This is a genomic window from Mesorhizobium hawassense (assembly GCF_003289945.1).
Taxonomy (GTDB): Bacteria; Pseudomonadota; Alphaproteobacteria; order Rhizobiales; family Rhizobiaceae; genus Mesorhizobium; species Mesorhizobium hawassense.
This window is the reverse complement of the sequence record NZ_QMBP01000016.1, coordinates 77,998-96,298: the sequence shown is the minus strand read 5'-3', so window position 1 is coordinate 96,298 and position 18,301 is coordinate 77,998. Positions and strand designations below refer to the sequence as shown.

At 65.7% G+C, this 18,301-nt stretch carries 21 protein-coding genes; 11 read left to right on the top strand and 10 right to left on the bottom strand.

Going from position 1 to position 18,301, the window contains the following annotated elements; translation table 11 throughout:
• Positions 1-115: 115 nt before the first annotated feature.
• The 3 genes from DPM33_RS27175 (at position 116) to DPM33_RS27165 (ending at position 1,858) form a co-directional block, all read left to right on the top strand.
• On the top strand, positions 116-601 hold the full coding sequence (locus DPM33_RS27175) for a VOC family protein (RefSeq protein WP_112100477.1): 486 nt from the start codon (positions 116-118) through the stop codon (positions 599-601).
• A 36-nt stretch (positions 602-637) separates the two neighbouring features.
• The gene (locus DPM33_RS27170) at positions 638-1,363 is read left to right on the top strand and encodes an SDR family oxidoreductase (RefSeq protein WP_112100476.1); all 726 of its coding nucleotides are present in this window, start codon (positions 638-640) and stop codon (positions 1,361-1,363) included.
• A 129-nt stretch (positions 1,364-1,492) separates the two neighbouring features.
• Positions 1,493-1,858, top strand: coding sequence for a hypothetical protein (locus DPM33_RS27165; RefSeq protein WP_167449244.1), 366 nt, complete (start codon positions 1,493-1,495; stop codon positions 1,856-1,858).
• A gap of 13 nt (positions 1,859-1,871) precedes the next feature.
• On the opposite strand, the gene DPM33_RS27160 is transcribed toward DPM33_RS27165, so the two are convergent.
• Positions 1,872-2,765: a LysR family transcriptional regulator gene (locus DPM33_RS27160; RefSeq protein WP_112100474.1), complete on the bottom strand. Its 894-nt coding sequence runs from the start codon at positions 2,763-2,765 to the stop codon at positions 1,872-1,874.
• 225 nt (positions 2,766-2,990) lie between these two features.
• Between DPM33_RS27160 and DPM33_RS27155 the strand changes: the two genes are divergently transcribed.
• Complete coding sequence (locus DPM33_RS27155; RefSeq protein ID WP_112100473.1) at positions 2,991-4,007, top strand: zinc-dependent alcohol dehydrogenase family protein; 1,017 nt, start codon at positions 2,991-2,993, stop codon at positions 4,005-4,007.
• Positions 4,008-4,013: 6 nt separating this feature from the next.
• Positions 4,014-5,216 carry an arabinose transporter gene (locus DPM33_RS27150; protein WP_112100472.1) on the top strand — a complete coding sequence of 401 codons (1,203 nt, stop codon included), beginning with the start codon at positions 4,014-4,016 and terminating at the stop codon, positions 5,214-5,216.
• A gap of 57 nt (positions 5,217-5,273) precedes the next feature.
• Here the strand turns inward: DPM33_RS27150 and DPM33_RS27145 are convergent, their stop codons facing one another.
• A complete protein-coding gene (locus tag DPM33_RS27145) occupies positions 5,274-5,798 on the bottom strand; it encodes a hypothetical protein (protein ID WP_112100471.1) in 525 nt (174 codons plus the stop codon).
• Between the two features lie 80 nt (positions 5,799-5,878).
• Here DPM33_RS27145 and DPM33_RS27140 point away from each other — a divergent pair, with 80 nt between their 5' ends.
• The gene (locus DPM33_RS27140) at positions 5,879-6,409 is read left to right on the top strand and encodes a cupin (protein ID WP_112100470.1); all 531 of its coding nucleotides are present in this window, start codon (positions 5,879-5,881) and stop codon (positions 6,407-6,409) included.
• A gap of 39 nt (positions 6,410-6,448) precedes the next feature.
• On the opposite strand, the gene DPM33_RS27135 is transcribed toward DPM33_RS27140, so the two are convergent.
• Complete coding sequence (locus tag DPM33_RS27135) at positions 6,449-6,808, bottom strand: hypothetical protein (protein WP_112100469.1); 360 nt, start codon at positions 6,806-6,808, stop codon at positions 6,449-6,451.
• 193 nt (positions 6,809-7,001) lie between these two features.
• Between DPM33_RS27135 and DPM33_RS27130 the strand changes: the two genes are divergently transcribed.
• The 3 genes from DPM33_RS27130 (at position 7,002) to DPM33_RS27120 (ending at position 9,185) form a co-directional block, all read left to right on the top strand.
• Positions 7,002-7,316, top strand: a complete 315-nt coding sequence (locus tag DPM33_RS27130; RefSeq protein ID WP_112100468.1) for an EthD family reductase — start codon at positions 7,002-7,004, stop codon at positions 7,314-7,316.
• Between the two features lie 131 nt (positions 7,317-7,447).
• A complete protein-coding gene (locus DPM33_RS27125) occupies positions 7,448-7,732 on the top strand; it encodes a hypothetical protein (protein ID WP_146770332.1) in 285 nt (94 codons plus the stop codon).
• Positions 7,680-9,185, top strand: coding sequence for a winged helix-turn-helix domain-containing protein (locus tag DPM33_RS27120; protein WP_112100466.1), 1,506 nt, complete (start codon positions 7,680-7,682; stop codon positions 9,183-9,185). The genes DPM33_RS27125 and DPM33_RS27120 overlap by 53 nt, the downstream gene beginning before the upstream one ends.
• 19 nt (positions 9,186-9,204) lie before the next feature.
• Here the strand turns inward: DPM33_RS27120 and DPM33_RS27115 are convergent, their stop codons facing one another.
• Genes DPM33_RS27115 through DPM33_RS27105 form a run of 3 tightly spaced genes read right to left on the bottom strand, consistent with a single transcriptional unit; the run spans position 9,205 to position 11,388 of the window.
• Positions 9,205-9,762 (bottom strand): DNA-3-methyladenine glycosylase, encoded by a 558-nt coding sequence (locus DPM33_RS27115; RefSeq protein ID WP_112100465.1) that lies wholly within the window; start codon positions 9,760-9,762, stop codon positions 9,205-9,207.
• A 28-nt stretch (positions 9,763-9,790) separates the two neighbouring features.
• Positions 9,791-10,939: an amidohydrolase gene (locus tag DPM33_RS27110; protein WP_112100533.1), complete on the bottom strand. Its 1,149-nt coding sequence runs from the start codon at positions 10,937-10,939 to the stop codon at positions 9,791-9,793.
• A gap of 29 nt (positions 10,940-10,968) precedes the next feature.
• Positions 10,969-11,388: a hypothetical protein gene (locus DPM33_RS27105; protein ID WP_112100464.1), complete on the bottom strand. Its 420-nt coding sequence runs from the start codon at positions 11,386-11,388 to the stop codon at positions 10,969-10,971.
• A 305-nt stretch (positions 11,389-11,693) separates the two neighbouring features.
• Here DPM33_RS27105 and DPM33_RS27100 point away from each other — a divergent pair, with 305 nt between their 5' ends.
• Positions 11,694-12,599 carry an alpha/beta hydrolase gene (locus DPM33_RS27100; protein WP_112100463.1) on the top strand — a complete coding sequence of 302 codons (906 nt, stop codon included), beginning with the start codon at positions 11,694-11,696 and terminating at the stop codon, positions 12,597-12,599.
• Positions 12,600-12,684: 85 nt separating this feature from the next.
• Here the strand turns inward: DPM33_RS27100 and DPM33_RS27095 are convergent, their stop codons facing one another.
• The 4 genes from DPM33_RS27095 to DPM33_RS27080 all read right to left on the bottom strand — a co-directional run bounded on the left by DPM33_RS27095 (position 12,685) and on the right by DPM33_RS27080 (position 15,635).
• Positions 12,685-13,629, bottom strand: coding sequence for a GNAT family N-acetyltransferase (locus DPM33_RS27095; RefSeq protein WP_112100462.1), 945 nt, complete (start codon positions 13,627-13,629; stop codon positions 12,685-12,687).
• A 30-nt stretch (positions 13,630-13,659) separates the two neighbouring features.
• Positions 13,660-14,196 (bottom strand): hypothetical protein, encoded by a 537-nt coding sequence (locus tag DPM33_RS27090; protein WP_112100461.1) that lies wholly within the window; start codon positions 14,194-14,196, stop codon positions 13,660-13,662.
• Positions 14,193-15,026, bottom strand: coding sequence for an SPFH domain-containing protein (locus DPM33_RS27085; protein ID WP_112100460.1), 834 nt, complete (start codon positions 15,024-15,026; stop codon positions 14,193-14,195). Before DPM33_RS27085 ends, DPM33_RS27090 begins: the two co-directional genes overlap by 4 nt.
• Positions 15,027-15,131: 105 nt before the next feature.
• Entirely contained in the window at positions 15,132-15,635 is a 504-nt protein-coding gene (locus DPM33_RS27080; protein WP_112100459.1) for a hypothetical protein, read from the bottom strand.
• A gap of 446 nt (positions 15,636-16,081) precedes the next feature.
• Between DPM33_RS27080 and DPM33_RS27075 the strand changes: the two genes are divergently transcribed.
• The gene (locus DPM33_RS27075; RefSeq protein WP_112100458.1) at positions 16,082-18,055 is read left to right on the top strand and encodes a putative bifunctional diguanylate cyclase/phosphodiesterase; all 1,974 of its coding nucleotides are present in this window, start codon (positions 16,082-16,084) and stop codon (positions 18,053-18,055) included.
• Positions 18,056-18,301: the final 246 nt, after the last annotated feature.

The following is an 18,301-nucleotide window of genomic DNA, read 5'->3' as shown; positions in this document are numbered from 1 at the left end:
AGTTCTGGTAACCAATATTTGCCAAACTTTGGTTTGTCCGTCGAGCTTTTCCAGTCAAAAATCCTCACAGAATTTGTGACGAAAACTCACTTCGGATCAAACCTGCAAGGACATCATGGCCACCGTTCATCCCTTCCTCTGGTTCAACCTGGACGCCGAAGCCGCGCGCGATTTCTATCTCTCGGTCTTCAAGAACGGCCGGGCGCTGGAAACGATCACCTTCACCGACCATGTCGGCGGCACCAACAAGACCGTGCCGCACGCGATCTTCGATTTCGAGCTCGAAGGCCAGCGCTTCACCGCGCTCAACGCCGGCGGAGTGCCGCCCTTCAACGAGCGCATCTCGCTCTACATCGAGACCGGGGACCAGGCCGAGACCGGCTATTTCTGGAGCGCGCTCACCGCCGGCGGCGGTTCGGAGCAGCCCTGCGGTTGGCTGAAGGACAAGTTCGGCGTCTACTGGCAGGTCATCCCGAGCGAAGCCCTGCGGCTGATGAGCGACCCGGATCGTGCCAAGGCCGACCGGGCGCGACAGGCGATGTATTCGATGAAGAAGATCGTCCTCGCCGACATCGCGGCCGCCCACGCCGGTCACGCCTGATTTTTTGACCCACTACTGGAAAGACGGAGAAGACCCATGAGTAGTATCACGGGAAAGAAGATCGTTGTCGTCGGCGGCAGCTCCGGCATCGGCTTCGGCGTCGCGGCGGCCGCGCTGGAAAACGGCTCGGAAGTCGTGATCGTCGGCCGCTCCGAGGACAAGCTGAAGGCCGCCGAAAAGCGGCTCGGCGGGGCAGTGACGGGCATCGCCGCCGACATGGCCAACGAGGCGGACGTCGCCCGTCTGTTCGAAGCGGTAGGCGCCTTCGATCATCTGGTGGCGACGGCCGGCACGCCGCCGCCGAACGATCCGATCGGCGAGACCGACATGGATTTCGTGCGCGGCTTCGTCGACGGCAAGCTGATCGGCGCGGTGATGCTGGCCAAGCACGCCGTGCGCAGATTGAGCAAGGGCGGCTCGATGACCTTCACCTCCGGCATCAACAAGGACCGCCCGCCGGTTCCCGGCGGCTCGGTCGTCGCGGCGGTCGCCGGCTCCCTCAGCTATCTCGCCCGCGCGCTGGCGCTTGAGCTCGCGCCGACCCGCGTCAACATCGTCTCGCCCGGCTGGGTCGACACCGAGATGTGGGACGCGATCGTCGGCGAGGCGAAGACGGGCTATTTCGAGCAGATGGGCGCGCGCATTCCGGCGGGCCGGATCGCCACGCCCGCCGACATCACGCCGGCCTATCTCTACCTGATGCAGAACGCGTTCATGACCGGCGAAACCATCCACATCGATGGCGGACAGCGGCTGGTTTGACAGGCAGGACCGGAACCTTGGTTTGAGGATTCGGCTCACCGATCGCCGCCCTTCAGCGCAGAGCATCGCTTTCCGCGCATTCGCGGGCCGGTGGCCTTTCCGGCCGAACGCTAATAACATGACGCTCGAATGAGCAGCGCCTCCGCCTCGTCGAGGAATGCCATGCGAAGGGTCATCGTCACCGCCATGTGCATTGCCGCCGCGACAGGCGCCAACGCCCACGACTGGTACGAAAACAAGGTCGATCCGGTCACGAACTTCAAATGTTGCGGCGGCACCGACTGCCGCCCCATACCGGAGTCCACGGTGCAGTCGAGGGCCGACGGCGGCTACCTCTATCTGCCCGACGGCTTCAACATCCCGCGCGACCGCGTGCAGGAATCGCCGGATGGCCGGTACCATATCTGCGAGAACAGATATGTCATAACCAACCAGCCCTATCTTCGCTGTTTCTTCGCGCCGCGCCTCAAGGTTTCGCGGCTGCTCCCGCGCTGACCGCAAGCCCCCGTCAACCGCGATGCCGCAGCGCCTCGACGATCACCGCCATCGCGGGAGACAGCTGCCGCCGACTCGGATAATAGAGGTGATAGCCGGCAAAGGGCGGGCTCCAGTCGCCGAGCACCAGCGTCAGGCGTCCCTCGGCGACGTGGCGGCTGACCAGGCTTTCCGGCACATAGGCGATGCCGCGGCCGCTTAGCGCGGCGTCGATCATCGGGATGGTCGAGTTGAAGGTGAGCTGGCCCTCCACCCGGACCCTGAGGTCGCGGCCGTTCTTGGCGAATTCCCAGGCATAGAGGCCGCCGAACGTCGTCAGCCGAAGGTTGATGCAGTCGTGGCCGACGAGGTCCTGCGGTGTCTTCGGCGCCGGGCGTCGCGAAAAATACTCCGGCGAGGCGACGGCCACCAGCCGCCAGTCCGGCCCGATCCGCACCGCGATCATGTCCTTGTCGATGCTTTCGCCGAGCCGCACGCCGGCGTCGAAGCGCTCCTCGACGATGTTGCGCATGCCGTTGTCGCTGTAGAGCTCGACGCTGAGGTCGGGATAGTTGCTCAGCACCGGCTTGAGCTTCGGCCACACGGTCGACTGCAGCGCATGGTCGGAGAGCGTGATGCGCACCGTGCCGGCCGGCTTGTCGCGGAAGGCGACCAGCCCCGCGAGGTCGGCTTCGATCGCTTCGAAGCGCGGCGCGAGCGAATGGTAGAGCCGCTCGCCCGCCTCGGTCGGCGCCACGCTGCGAGTGGTGCGTGTCAAAAGCCGCACACCGAGCCGCGCCTCGAGCTCCTTGATGGTGTGGCTGAGCGTCGACTGCGACGTGCCGAGCTCGGCCGCCGCTTTGGTGAAGCTGCGCTCGCGTGCGACCGCCACGAACCACAGCAGATCCTTGATGTCGTCACGCTGCATGGGCCGCCTCGTAGATTTATATCACAGATCGATAAGTCCATGCTGATTATATCGCCTAATCGAACGGCGTCGACTGCAATATTCTTCCGGCAAACCGAAGCGGCAGGCTCGCCGGCGCTCCGGCCGGGTAGCGACGGCAAGGCCGTGACTGGCCAACAGGTCAGCGGCGCCGCCCACCACGCCCGACATTCGAACATCCGATATCCGAACCCAAGGGAAGCAAAAATGCTCGCAACCATTCTGCACAAGCCCGGCGACATCCGCTGCGAGGAAATCGCCGATCCGAAGATCCTTCGTCCGACCGATGCCATCATCAAGCTGTCGGCAAGCTGCATCTGCGGTTCGGACCTGTGGCCTTATCGCGGCCTGCAGCCGGCCGACGAGCCGATGCATATGGGCCACGAATATTGCGGCATCGTCGTCGAGGTCGGCGCCGAGGTGCGCACAGTCCGCCCCGGCCAGTTCGTGGTCGGCTCGTTCTGCCTCTCCGACAACACCTGTCCGCACTGCCGCTTCGGCTTCCAGTCGTCCTGCGAGCAGCGCGAGTTCATGTCGGGGGCGCAGGCGCCCTATGCCCGCGTGCCGCTCGCAGACGGCACGCTGGTGGCGACGGCCGAGGTGCCGCCGGCCGAGCTGGTGCCGGACCTTCTGGCGGTCTCCGACGTGCTCGGCACCGGCTGGTACGCGGCCGACGCCGCCGAGGTGCGCGAGGGATCGACGGTGGTCGTCGTCGGCGACGGCGCGGTCGGCCTGATGGGCGTGCTGGCGGGGAAGGAGATGGGCGCGGCGCGCATCATCGCCATGAGCCGGCACGAGAGCCGCCAGAAGCTCGCCCGCGAGTTCGGCGCGACCGACATCGTCGCCGAGCGCGGTGAGGAGGGGATCGCACGCATCAAGGAGCTTACCAAGGGCGTCGGCGCCGACTCGGTGCTGGAATGCGTCGGCACGGGCGAATCCTTCGACCAGGCGCTGGCCTGCTCGCGCCCCGGCGGCACCATCGGCTATGTCGGCGTGCCGCATGGCGTGAGCTTCGACGGCCAGAAACTGTTCTTCGGCCAGAAGCGTATGCTGGGCGGCCCGGCGCCGGTGCGCCGCTTCCTGCCCGACCTGATGGACCGCGTGCTGAAGGGCCGGATCAAGCCCGGCAAGGTTTTCGACCTGAAACTGCCGCTGGCCGAGGTCGCGGAAGGTTACCGCGCCATGGATGAGCGCCGCGCCATCAAGGTCATACTCGAGGTCTAGACATCGATGATGGCCTCGATCGACACTTCAGCCGATCGAAGCGGGACGACTGCGGGACTGCTGCCGATCATGGCGGCGGTTTTCGCCGGGTTCTTGCTGATCGGCCTGGCGCTGCCTGTCCTGCCGCTGCACCTTCATCAGGAACTGGGTTTCGGGCCTTTCGCCGTCGGGCTGGTGACGGGCAGCCAATTCGTCGCCTCGCTGCTGTCGCGCATCGGCGCCGGAAACTATGCCGACGGGCGTGGCGGCAAGCGCGCCGTCGTCATCGGGCTGGTTGCCGCTGCCTTGGCCGGGCTCATCTATCTCGGCTCGCTGGCTTTGCTCGACCGGCCGATAGCGTCCGCGACAGCGCTTTTCGCCGGTCGGGCGGTGCTGGGCGCAGCCGAAAGTTTCATCATCACAGGCGGCGTCGCCTGGGGGCTCGCTCTTGCCGGCGGACGGAATTCCGGAAAGGTCATCGCCTGGGTGGGCACCGCGATGTTCGCCGCGCTTGCCATCGGCGCTCCGATCGGCTCCGCGCTCTATACGGCCGGCGGCTTCGCCGCGATCGCGCTCGCCACATTCGTGCTCCCCCTGGCGACGCTTCTCGCCACCCTTCCGATGCGCGGCGCCAACGCGGCCGGCGGCACGGCACGGCAGTCATGGATGAGCGTGGCGCAAGCCGTGTGGCTTCCGGGCGTAGCCGCTGCCTTCAGCAGTCTCGGCTACGGCGCCATCCTGTCCTTTGCGGCCCTGCTCTTTGCCGAACGCGGCTGGCAGCCGGTGTGGCTTCCCTTCACCGCCTATGCCGCGTCGCTGATCGTGGCACGGCTGTGTTTTGGCCACCTGCCGGACCGGCTTGGAGGCGCCCGCGTCGCCACTATTTTCGTGGTGGTCGAGGCGGCGGGCCTCTTGCTGATCTGGTTGGCGGCGGAGCCGATGCTTGCCGTTGTGGGAGCAGGCCTGGCCGGCCTCGGCTACTCGCTGGTCTATCCCGGCCTCGGCGCCGAGGCCGTCAGCCACCTTCCGTCAAGTAGCCGTGGCCTCGCCATGGGGCTCTACACGGTCTTCCTCGACCTGGCGCTCGGCTTCGGCAGCCCGGCGCTCGGTCTGGTCGCTGCATCGGCCGGATTGCAGTTCGTATTCCTCGCCGTCGCGGCGGCGGCGCTTCCCGCCTTTGCCATCGCGCTCATGCTTGGCCGCAAGGCATCCGGGGCAAGGGGGCTGTAGGACAGCGAACGCGCTACCGCTCCGACGTTTCTGCCAGCCGTCGGTCGCCGGCCCGTCTCAGTGCTCGGGAAGCACCGCCCATAGCTTTTTGGCAAAACCCCGTTTGTCGAGCTGCCACGAACTGTCGGTGACCACCGCCTTGCCGCTCGCGCATTTGTAGGAATAGACGGCGTCGTGGCCGGTCGCGAAGGCCGGCACGACGTCGGCATTCGGGTTGGTCCTGCAGAATTCGTCGGCGCCCGGATTGTCGCGCGCTGCGTTCATTTTGGTGCAGGGCAGGTTGGCGCCGACGAAGCAGGCCAGCACCTTGCCGTTCATGCAGCGATAGCTTGCCTGGGTCCGCAGCTCCTGCTCCCGCGGCGCGTTCGTGGCATCGGGAAACAGCTTTTTGAACGCCTTGAGCGTGCCGGCGTAGAGTTCGTGCGAATAGGGGCGGATCGTGTCGTCGTTCCTCACCTGACGGCACAGCTTGTAGAGATCGTCCGCGGGCGCGGCTTTGGCAGTCGCGGCGCCGGCGGCGATGAAGGCCGACAACAGCGCGAACGCAAGCAAGCCGATCGTCGAAAGGCGAAATGCAGTCATTGTGACCTCCTCGAAGTGACCGGAGCAAAACGCCCGGGAAACCGTTAGACCCGATGATACGGGTCGAAGGAAGGGCAGGGATGGCGCAACTGGTCAAAAAGCTCGAACCTCTCGCCTTCCGGTTCGCCGATGACGGGTTGGTGCCCAACCATCCGCGCTGGCCGATGCTGGTTTATCCCGGCGTGGTGGAATTGCCGGACGACGTCGATCCGGCCGCGATCTTCGAGAATGTTTTCGGCGCCAATGGCTGGGGCGACAGCTGGCGCAACGGCATCTACGGCTTCGTCCACTATCACTCGCGCATCCATGAGGTGCTGGGCATCGCGCGCGGCGCCGCCGAGGTCCGCTTCGGCGGCGACAAGGGCAAGGTGATCGAGGTCAAGGCGGGCGACGTGGCGATCCTGCCGGCCGGCACCGGCCACCAACGCCTGTCGGCCTCCGCCGATCTGCTGGTGGTCGGCGCCTACCCACCCATCGGCACATACGATCTGTGCCGCGGTCCGGAGCAGCACGCCGAGGCGTTGCGCGCCATCCCGAAGGTCGGCCGTCCCGACAAGGACCCGGTTTATGGCGGCGGCGGGCCGCTGCTGAAAGCATGGCAGGAGGGATGATCGGCTAGGAGCCGTAGCGAGGGACGCGGGCTCCGTCGCCTACGGATAGTGCTGCTTCTTCGGCGCGTAGATTGCCGGGTCGAAATCCAGTTCCTTCGGCAGCGGTTGGCTCGAGCACTGCAGATGCATCTGGCGGGCGAGCAGCCGCCGCTGCTGCTGCTCATGTTCCTTGACCGACGCCACCATCCCCATGCTGTAAGGCCCGAGCAGGACGCCGAAGCCCCAGCCGGGATGGTCCTTCTCGCGCTGCGCATAATCCGCGGCGGCGGCACGGGCCTGCTGGCATTCCGGCGACGCCCATTTCGCATCCTGCTGCGACAGCGAGGCGCCATAATCGACCGGCGAGGACACGCATCCCACCATTGCCGCACAGAGCGCGACGATCACCGCAATTCTCATCCTTGAGTCCTCGCTAATGTAGGCCGGAGAGACCATAGAATGCTTCTTCGCACAAGCGAGATGGTGGCGAAAGGCGGGGGGAAGGCCGGACTTCCGCATCGCCGTCCTTCGAGAGATTTTTTCAACGTCTCGTTCCGTTTCCAGCCGCCGTTTCGTCCTTGGCTGCGTCCGCAACGAAAAAAGGAGAGCCGCTATGGCTGGAATGGTCGTTATCTACAAGCAGCCGGCTGACGCGAAAGCGTTCGACAAGCACTATTTCGAGACGCACATACCGCTGGCCAAGAAGATCCCCGGCCTGAGGAAATACGAGGTCAGCCGCGGGCCGATCACGGTGCTGGCCGGACCGTCCGACGTCTACCTGATCGGGACGCTGCATTTCGACGATCTCGACTCAATGCAAAAAGGTTTCGCGAGCGCGGAGGGAAAGGCGGCCGGCGCGGACCGCCGCCTTTACGCACCCGACGAGTCGGGCGTTCAGATGTTCATTTTCGACAGCAGGGAGGTTTGAGCCGGTCAATCGCGACCGGCCGGCTGAGACAGCGGGGCCTGCCGCGAATGCGGATTTCAGCAGAATTTCAGAACTCTGTCGGTACGGGACGGCCAATCTCGGGCAAGCTGGACCAAGAGATGGAGCAAGCCATGTTCGACGATCAAGCCCGCTACCGCGCACGCCAGGAACTCTTCGAGATCGCTGCCGCCGGAATGGTCAACCCCGGCTATGCGACACCAGGCGCGCTTATCGAAATGCTCGAGATCGCGGCGATGGACGTGAAGGGCGACCGCGCCCCCATTCCAACGGATATCTTGACCCCGGCGAGGATAAGTAGCCGAATGGGCGACTGGATGTTGCGCAAGGGCAGGTCGCTGTTCCATGGCGGAAGCCGCATCGCAGGGAGTTTTGCAACTCGGCGCCTGCCAGCTTGACCTGGAGCGCGGCCTGCTGCTGCGCGACGGAGCGGCGGTTCCGCTGCGCTCGAAGGCGTTCAGCCTGCTTTCCTATCTGGCCCGGAACGACGGCAAGGTCGTCACCAAGTCGGACCTGATCTCCGCGGTCTGGGGCAGCATCGCCGTCACCGAGGATTCCCTCACGCAAGCAGTGCGCGACATAAGGAAGGCGCTCGACGATAGCGACCAGGCGATCCTGAAGGCCGTGCCGAAACGCGGCTACGTTCTCTCGGCACCCGGTCAAAAGGCCCCGCTGTCATCGCAACCAGTCGTCGCGGTCGTGCCGTTCGAGGATGGTCGGTCGCCCGGTGAAACGTCGGATCCTGTGATCGATGCCTTCGCGGGCGACGTGGCGGACAAGCTTGCCCGCTTCCATACTGTGACGATCCTGAACCGGGAAACGGCGATCGCCGCCTTCCGCCAGGCTCAAGGCAGTGGCCCGCCGATCGCGGTACGGCCGGACTATTTCGTGCAAGGCTCCGTCATTCGCAACCGCGACCGGTTGAAGATCAGCGCCAAGCTCGTCGACGCGCGAGCCGGAACGCTGGTCTGGGGCGAGAGCTACACGGCCGCCGGGCCGGACCTGTTCGCGGTGCAGGACGAAATCGCCTATCGTGTCGTCAACCGGCTGGTTTCGAACCTGGAGGCGGCGGCGCTGCGGCGAACCGCCGGCAAGCCGACGCAGGACCTCGCGGCCTATGAACTGGTGACACGCGCGATCGTGCGGTTTCGCGGTTATCGTCCCGAGGACAACAGCGAAGCCTTGAGCATGCTCGAGGCAGCGGTTTCACGCGATCCAGACTACGGACTCGCCCATGCTTACATGGCGCTGGTGGAACTGGCGATTGCCGACTACGGAAGCGCGCCGCAGGATATCATCGCAAGCTGCATCGAGCGCGCCTCGCTTGCCGTGGCGCTTGCGCCGGACGAGCCTCGCTGCCACCGCATCCTGGCACAGGCGCGGCTTGCCGCGCGCGACCATGAGGTGGCGCAGTACCATATGCGGCGGGCGCTCGACATCAACCCCTACGATGCCGACACGATGATGCAGATGGGCCACGTGCTGTCCTTACGCGGAAGGCCGCGCGACGGGCTGGAGTTGATGGACAGGGCAATCGCGGTAAACCCCCTCCATGCCGAATGGTATCATTGCGACCGGGCAATGGCGCTTTACGCCGCCCGCGATTATGGCGGCGCGGCGACGACCATACAGCGCTTGCCTTACGGGCCTCGGCGCTGGTCGCTGCTTGCCGCCACGCTGGCGCGCTCCGGCGACGAGGCCGGCGCCAGGGAATGCGTCTTGCACATCCGCAAATCGGACCCGGGCTTCTCGCCGATAGACCACTTGCGCTTGGGTATCGAGTTCGAAAAGCCGGAAGACAGCGATCATCTCGTCGAGGGCTTCGAAATCGCCGCCGCGATTGCCGATTGAGAGATGCCGCGGGGCTGACTCAGAACCTGCGGCTGAGATAGCGCGATCCGCCAAGCCCGAACCGCCACTCGAATTCCACCGCCTTGGTCAACCCGATCCGGCGTCCGCTCACGATCGCTGCCGTATCGGTCCGCGATGGCGCGAACTCGAACGGCAAAGCGGTCAGCGGCAGTCGATTGTGGGAGGCATCAATGCCCAATGCCTGGCAGAGCTTGCCGGGACCGGAGCAGAGCAGCCGGTCGTCATCGGTGCCGCGCCTGTCGCGCATGGCGGCGATGCCCGATTGCGGCTGGAGTGCCCGGATCAGCACCGCGCTGCCCGGCAAGCACACCGCGTTCAGGCACCAGTGCAGGCCGTAGGAACGGTAGACATAGGCGGTGCCGGGCGCGCCATACATCGGCGCGTTGCGCGGCGTCTCGCCGCGATAGGCATGCGAGGCGGGGTCGTCGGGCCGGTAGGCCTCGGTCTCGACGACGATGCCGCCGACGCCGGCGAGCGTAAGCGTGGCGCCGATCAGGTCGCGCGCCACGACAAGCGCGTCGCGGGTGAAGAAATCGGAACCGACGTCAGGCGGCATGGCGATTGATCGGATCGTTGCCAGTCGATCAGCCCAGTAAATTGCGCGCCGTGCGCATGAAGATTTTTGAGCCGATCGGGATCAGGTCGTCGGGAAAATCATAGTCGGGGTTGTGGAGCGACGGGTACTTTTCGCCCGCCCCGAGGAAGAACATCGCCGATTTGGCGCTGTGGCCGAAAATGCCGAAATCCTCCGAGGCGCGCATCGGCAGCGTTGCCTCGCTGCGCACGACCTTTTCCTCGTCGAGCGCGCGGTTGAGATGCTCCACCGCGTCCGGTGCGTTGACGCTGGCGACGAAGATTTCGTGATAATCGAAGCGCGCGCCGAGGCCATGCCTGGCGGCGATCTTTGCCGCAAGCGCTTCGGCGGCGGCGACCTGCTCGGCCATGCGCTCGTCGCGCCGGGTGCGCAGCGTTGCCCACACTTCCGCATGGCCCGGCGCGATGCCGAACACGGCTTCGCCCATCGCACAATGGGTGACGGTCACCATGCCGAAATCCTCGTCCGCGAAGGTGCCGCGCCCTAGCGCGGGCAGCGCCGGCATCAGCTCGCTCACCGCCGGCATCGGCGAGATGCCGGTTTCGGGCATCGAGGAATGCGCGGTCTTGCCCTCGAGCACGATGCGCATGCCGCGCGAGGCGCAGTTGACGGTGCCGGCCTTGAGCCGCGCCTCGCCGAACGGCACGCCCGGCAGGTTGTGCAGCGAAAAGGCGAAGTCCGGCGTGATCTCGCCAAAGCGCGGATCGGCGACGACGCCGGCCGCGCCATTGCCGGTTTCCTCCGCCGGCTGGAACATCAGCACGACCCGGCCGCGCGCCGGCCTGTCGCGCCCGAACTGCCGGCCGAGCGCGGCCAGGATCGCGGTGTGACCGTCATGACCGCACATATGCGACTTGCCCGGCACCTGGGAGCTATGCTCGACGCCCGAAAGCTCCTCGATCGGCAGCGCGTCGAGCTCGGAGCGGAACAGCACCGTCGGCCCGGCCCGGCCGCTGTCATAGACCGCCGCCACGCCATGCCCGCCCAGGCCCGTCAGCACCTTGTCCGGCCCGGTATCGGCGAGGAAGTCCACCACTTCCCTGGCGGTCTTTTCTTCCTCGTTCGAAATCTCCGGTTGCCGGTGCAGCTTACGGCGCCATTCGGTGAGTTCGATGAGGTCGCGGTTGGTGAGGGTCATGAACTGAAACTCCGGTTGGGCTTTGCCGGTCACAGAAACACGATAGGGTTTTTCTCGCGCCGTGCCATGTCGATCAATTCCTGTAGGCCATTGGCGAATTCGCGGACATATTCGTCCGAGCTGGTCTCGATGAGCTTCAATTCGCGTTCGAGCTCGCCGAAGCTCGGCTCCTCGATGACATCTCCACCATGGCTGCCGGAATAGAGCACGAGCCGCTCCAAAGCGGACGCCTCACCGAGATATTCTCCAATTGTTATGCTCAGCGCTCCGATGTGGGAGATGTTCCCAAATCGCCTGCTGTACGCCACCACTTCGTCCAAGCGGAGTTCCACGCCCTCGGGATGGATGACCTCGCATTCGCCCGTCATCGGCTCGCGCTGAAATCGATAGTCGGGGAATTCCCGTTCCATCGCCGAGACACTTTTGAAAACCGCTGCGTCGAGACCCATGCCGCTCCTCCCGCCGAGCCGGAACCATCCTTGGATTCGACACCGTTGGAGGGTCAAACCTGATGCGAGCTGAGCCGAACCTCCGGGCGGTTGCAGGAGGCAGTCGCTGCCTATCGGGCCGAGGAGCGGCCGCCGCTGACTGGGCGAAAGCGGCGCCGAGACTGGCTTCCTTCATCCGGCAACTCGACGACGGTCCAGGAAACGCGATAGGTTTTCCGTCCGCAATTGCGTTAAAACAAAGAGATCGAACGGAGTTTCGCGAGCGGTGAAACGCCCGCAAGCTGACTTCGAACCGGGGGAAGCAGATGAGCGATGCGGAAGAACAGCTCGATCTGACGGAGATCGGCGCCATCCGCGCCCTGTTGGCGTCGAGGCCGCGTCCGGTGGGCTGGGACGAACGGCGGGCGCGGCTCGACGAGGTCGGCTCGTCGTGGCCGGTTGCTGGCGATATACGATGCGAGGCGGTGGCCTTCGACGGCCTCGCCGCGGAGTGGTCCCTGGCGCCTGGAAGCGACGGCGACAAGGTGCTGCTCTTCTTCCACGGTGGCGGCTACTGCTCCGGCTCGGTCAAGAGCCATCGCCGCATGGTGACCGAGGCCGGCCGTGCGATGGGAATGCGCACGCTGGCGATCGACTATCGACGCGCGCCGGAACATCCATTTCCCGCGCAGCATGAAGACGCGCTCGCGGCATGGCGCTTCCTTGCCAGGCAAGGCGTCGCGCCGGATCGCATCGTGGTCGGCGGAGACAGCGCGGGCGGCAATCTCAGCCTGTCGCTGGTCGGCCGGTTGCGCGCGGCGGGCGAGCGGCTGCCGTACTGTCTTTGGCTGGTCTCGCCCTGGACCGACCTCTCGATGTCCGGCGCTACCCTGGCGACCAAGGACGGCGTCGACCCCATCATTCACGGCGCCTATCTGGAGGAACTGGCGGGCGCCTATGTTCCCCGTGACGTTGAACGGCGTGATCCGCTGATCTCGCCCTTGTTTGCCGATCTGAGGGGTTTTCCCCCAATGCTGATCCAGGTCGGCTCGGCCGAGACGCTACTATCGGATGCGACGCGGCTCGCCGAGGCCGCCGGCGCGGCCGACGTCAAGCTTCGCCTCGAGATCTGGCCGCATATGATCCACGCCTGGCCGGTCTGGAATGCGCAATTGGACGCCGGTCGCCGCGCGCTTGCGAGCGCCGGCAACTTCGTCCGCGACCAACTGTAGCCCGGATGGCGGCGCCCTCGACCGACTGGTCTTTGTCGAAACAGGGTGGCTCGCTTCGGCGCTGCGGAAACTCCGAATTGAGTGCCTACCGCCCTTTCTTCACCTGCGGCAGGTCGCGGCTGATCGGGCGGAAGCCGACGCCGTAATACAGGGCGCGGGCGGCCGGATGCGCCGGGGCGCCGCGGCAGGCGACCAGCATGCGCGCAGCACCAGCCGCTTTGGCCAGATGCATGCCGTGCAGTTGCAGGGCGGTGCCCAGGCCGCGCCGGCGAAAATCGCGGTGCGTGCCGACCGGCTCGAATTCTGCCGTTCGCGTTTTCTCGTCCAACCAGATGATCGCGGTCGCGGCCAGCGTGCCGTCGGGCGCGGCGATCAGCACATTGAGGTCCGGCCGGTACGGCCAGGTCCGTCGCACGCGCTCGAACGCCGTCTCGTTGAAACGCGAGCGATCCCAGGCGTCGCGATGCGCCTTGACCGCGTCGGCCGTCGAGACATCCGCAGCCGTCAGGAAGCGAAACCCCTCCGGCAACTGCGGGCTCGGCACATCGGTCAATTCCCTTGTGTTGAACTGCACCCAGGAGCCGTCATCCCCGCCAGCTTCTGCATCGAAGGCATAACCATTCGCGGCGGCGATCGCCTGCGCCTCGACGTCCGCCGATTGCAGCGTCAGCAGCCGGTCGGCACCGTTCGCCACGTCGTCATACCAGTGGAGGATTTCGCCGAGCAGCGCCGCGCGCTCCGGATGCGTCTGCCAGGTCAGATTGGCGGTCTCGGCTTCGAGCGTCGTGCCGTCGCCGCGCGGCACCCGATAGGGCAGGCAGGCCCAGCCCCACGCCGCCAGCCGCCCATCGACGAACCACAGCCGGTGCCGCCAGAATGGGCCGAGCGCATCGAAATCCTTGGCCCAGACCCAGGCCAGCTCGCCGACGGTCGCGTCGCCGTTGAGCAATTCCGGCTGCAGCGCCGTCACTTCCTGGGCGAGGCCCTGCATCAGCCTGAGCTCGGTCGGACCAAGGGGTTCGATGTTCATCCGCCTGTTTTGGCAGCCCCGCCACCGATCTCACAGCAAAAACGTCTGCCGGTCGCGCAATGTCGAGGTGATGGCGGCGATGCCCGTCTCGATCTCGCGTTTGTTGGCCAGGATCGCTTCGCCCGCCACGCCCTCGACCAGCGAGCGCAGCAGCTCCGCCTGGCCGACGAGCACCGCGTCCTTTTCGGCGAGCGTGGCCAGCGTCGCCGCTTCCAGCCGGTAACGCTGCGTCATGCGATCGTTCTCCGGCACCGGCTGGTGGCGGATCAGACCTTCGAGCCCGCCCACCTCGCGTCCCAGCCGCTCCAGCGCCTGGGCGTTGGCGACGACGGCCGGATCGGGGAACGGATTGGCGCGCGTCGGCGTCGGGATGTTCTCGCGCCGGTAAGCACTCTCGGCCTCGTCGATCGCTCCTCGAGCCCGGCCGAGCAGCGAGCATGCCATCTGGCGCACCCGCTGGTCGTCCGCCCTGAGCTGGTTTTCCTGTCGGTAGAAATTGTAGCCATAGCCGTAGAACAGGTTGATCCCGACCTGCGCGAGCGGCCCTGCCTCGTAGAAGCGGCTCATCGCGTCGCGCCCACTTCGTCGCCGAGCGGGTAGAAGCCCGTCGGCTGGCCGCCGATCTGGAAGGGCACGCCGGCCGCCGCGTTGGGCGCCGAGACCAGGCCTTTGTCGGCCATGCGCAGCGCCAGGTAATAGCGCACCGCCTCGATGGGGGTGAGCCCGATCGCCTGCAGCGAGATCAATTCGCGCATGCGCTCGTCGCGCGGCATGATCAGAACCTTGAGGTCGTTGAGCATGATGCCGTAGACTTTCAGGAAGTCGGTGAGGTGCGCCTTCACCGCCTCGCGCACGTCGCTGATCCGCTCGTTGACGTTCTCCATCTTGGTGATCTGGATGATCTGGTTGATTGCCTGCTCGATGGCCGGCCCTGCATAGTCGGCGATCTCCTTGGTGTCGATCACAGCACCGGCGAACGGCATGTGGGTGATGAGATCGAGCGCTTCTTCCTTGCTGTCGATGTGGATGTAGTAGTCCACCACATAGGACATCTCCGCCATCTCGGCGCTGGTCGCCACGCCCTCGTTGCGCACCAAAAGCTTGGAGCGGTTGATGTATATGACCTCGTAGACCCAGGGCGAGGAGCCGCCAAAGAAGCCTTGCACGACCGAGCCGACCAGCGGCTTGTCCGGCGTCTGCAGCGCGTATTGCCCGGTCTCATAGACGTTGAGCACCGCGCCGCGCGACTTCAGGATGCAGAAATGGTTGCTCTCCACCGTCAGCAGCGAGCCCGAGACGATGCTCTCGTCGACGATCTTCATCGCCACGGTCCTGGTGCCGAGCGCGTCCGTGCCGTCGCGCTGTAACGACGTGATGACCTGTCTGGTGATTGCCATTTTCTTTCCCTCGCTGGTTGGAGGCGCGCCCCGCGCGAGCCTCATGGATTTACGATGTTAAAACAAAGAGTTGTAGCGGATAGGCGATTCAAGATGAGAGCCGTGCTAACGCGGCGAGCAGAGGCCCTTGCCCCTGAAGGATTGTTCGAGCCGGGCGGTGCGATCGGTGCGCTGCCGGAAGCCCCCGTCGCCGTCTAGCAGATATTTGGCGCGCTGCTTGCCCTGCTGCTGTGCGGTCGTTTTCTTTGCCGCCTGCTTGGCCTGCCGGATCGGCTTGATGACATCGGCGGCTCTCCGCTCGATCTCGCCGGCGACGCCGGACTGCTGCAGGGCATGGCTGACGGCCTGGCCCAGCAACTCCCGCCCGGTTTCACCCAGAAGGCCTTTCTCGCCGAGCAAGCCTGCCTCGCCCAGAAAACCCTTCTCGCCGAGGAAGCTGGACACCGCCTTGGCGACATCGGCGATCTCGTCGCCGTCCGCGTCCTCGTTGGACCGCCGCGAAGCGGCTTGGCCGCCTTCTGGTCGAATGTCTTTCGCCCCGCCCTGGAGCTTGGCGAACCACCGCCAGGCCACGAAGGCGAGGGCGAGGAAAAACAGCAGATGCGACATGCGAAAACCCCGTTCAAATCGAAGGACAAGGCAAACAACAACCACTCACGGAACCCGGGCATCCCGGTTTCGCGTCGTCGCGGAAAACCGTTTCGAACGGCCCCGCTCAGTAGTCCGTGTTGATTGCCGTGCTTGAAGATGCCGGAACGTGCCGCCAGCGGCGGATCAAGGCCTGTTCCGGACTGTTCGTCCCCCCTCCATCCGTTGCCTCATCGAAAAAGACGCTTCTTCCCGGACGGGGCTGTCCGGGACCTGTGGATGGCATGCTCAATCGTTGATAAGCGAAGACTGAATTGCCGGCCATACACATTATCGCGAGCTATTCTCGGTAAGGCGCCGCTGGCTCTCCGCGATGGCGGGGCACGCCTTGTTACGCCGCGGAAATATACCCTAACCGTTGGAATCCTTAACACGATTTTCATCCCGCTCGCCTAACCACGTTCATCATGGCGAAGCATGACGAGCGGCTGGTTGCAAGTCCCTCTTCCGGGGGACAGAGCGAAGCCGTCGAAGCCGGCATCCTGCGCGACCAACTTGGCGATCTGAGCAAGGGCGTCTTCGTCTCGATGCCGGTCGGCACGGTGCTCTCGGCCTTGGTCCTGATGGTGCAGCTGATCTCCGGCGGCGGCCTTGCCGCGGTGCTGTGGTTCGTCGCGATCGCCCTGATCAACGGCGCGCGCCTGGTGCTGGCCATCGCCCAGTCGGGCGCGGCCGACGACAGGCCGGAGGCGGTCCGCGCCCGGCTGTCCGTCTATGGCCTGCTGGCGCTGGCATCGGGCGTCGCCTGGTCGTTTCTGGCGCTGCTCAGCGACGGATACACCACGGCCGAGGCGCCGCTGTACCTGATCGTGCTGGCCGGCGCCGCGGCCGGCTCGGTCACCTACTGCACCTCCTACGCGCCGGCTTCGATCAACTTCGTCACGCTGCCGCTGCTTGCCGCCGCCGGCTGCGTGCTGGCGAATGGCGGCGTTGCCAACTATGTGCTGGCCTTCACCATCGCCATGTTCCTGGGCGGCATGGTGAGAGGCGCGCTGCTCGGACAATCCCGCTTCCAGGAGACCAGCCGTCTCAAATACGAGGCGCGCGAATTCGCCGCCGAGATGGAGCGCAACTCGCGGCGCGACCCGCTGACCAATCTGCTCAACCGCTACGGGCTGGAGCAGGCGATCCGCGAGCTCGGCCAATCCGACGGCCCGTTCGTGGCCATGCTGATCGACCTCGACGGCTTCAAATCCGTCAACGACACCTATGGCCACACCATCGGCGACGATCTGCTGGTCAAGGTGGCGCGCCGGATCGAGGAGCACGCCCCGCAAGGCGCGACCATCGCGCGCATCGGCGGCGACGAGTTCGTGCTGCTGTTCTCCGCCAAAGAATCCAGCCAGCAGGCCGGCACGCTTGCCTGCGCCATCATCGCGGCGATCGCCAATCCGGATCCGGATTTGAATTCGGTGCGCGTCGGCGCCTCGATCGGCATCTATCAGGCGGAAAAGCCGCGCCTGACCGAGATGCTGCTCAAGGCGGATTTCGCGCTCTATGCCGCCAAGCGCGGCGGCAGGAACGAATATTGCCTGTTCGATGCGGGTCTCGATGCCGCGCTGGAGCGCAAGAACTGCATCGAGCGCGATCTGCGTGGGGCTATTGAAGACGGCGCGCTCTGCTCCTGGTTCCAGCCGCTGGTGCGGCTCGACACCAGCGCGGTCGTCGGCTTCGAGGCGCTGCTGCGCTGGCATCATGACGTCCATGGCGCCATCTCGCCGCCCGAGATCGTCACCGCCGCGCGCGAGACCGGCCTGCTTTCGCTCCTGACCGAGACGGTGTTCTTGAATTGCTGCGCCATGATCGCTGAGCTGGTGCGGCAGGGGCGCCCGGATGTGCGCGTCGCGATGAACCTGTCGCCGCGCGAGCTCGAGGCCGGCAATGTCGACGACATGATCCTCGACGGGCTGAAGGCGGAGGACGTGCCGGCCGCCATGCTCGAGATCGAGATCACCGAGGAGGCGCCGGTCGACCGCGCCCGCGTCGACGAGAAGGTCGGGCGCCTGGCGGATGCCGGCATATCGATCGTCCTCGACGATTTCGGCACCGGCTTCTCGACGCTGGTGTCGCTGAAGGACAGCCGCATCCGCAAGATCAAGATCGACAAGGATTTCGTGCGCGACCTGGCGAAATCGGTGGAGGACCAGGCGCTTGTCGAGGCGGTGATCGGCCTTGGCCGCACACTGGGCATCGAGGTGATGGCCGAGGGCGTCGAGACCGACGCCGATCGCATGATCCTGCGCTCTCTGGGCTGCATGATCGCGCAGGGCTATCTGTTTTCGCCGGCCCTGCCGATGCGCGATGCGCTCGCCTTCGACCCGACCGGCGCCGAGGTCGTTTTCGAGCCGCTGCGCAGTCCTCGCAGCGGCAGCGCCGCCTGACGGGGAGCCGCGAAAGGGCAGGGTAGCGGCACAGGGGCACCCCGGGGGCAATCGCATGGCAGCGCTGCCCCCGCTCCGTCTCGGCGCTGCGCGCCGAGCCACCTCTCCCCCATTTCATGGGCGCGAGGAAACGCCAATCGCCAAGCGCGCGGCCTCAAAAGCTTGGGTTCCTCGCCCCCACGAATGTGGGGGAGCGGTGGCTCGGCGAAGCCGAGACGGAGAGGGGAGCGCCCTATACGATTGCCT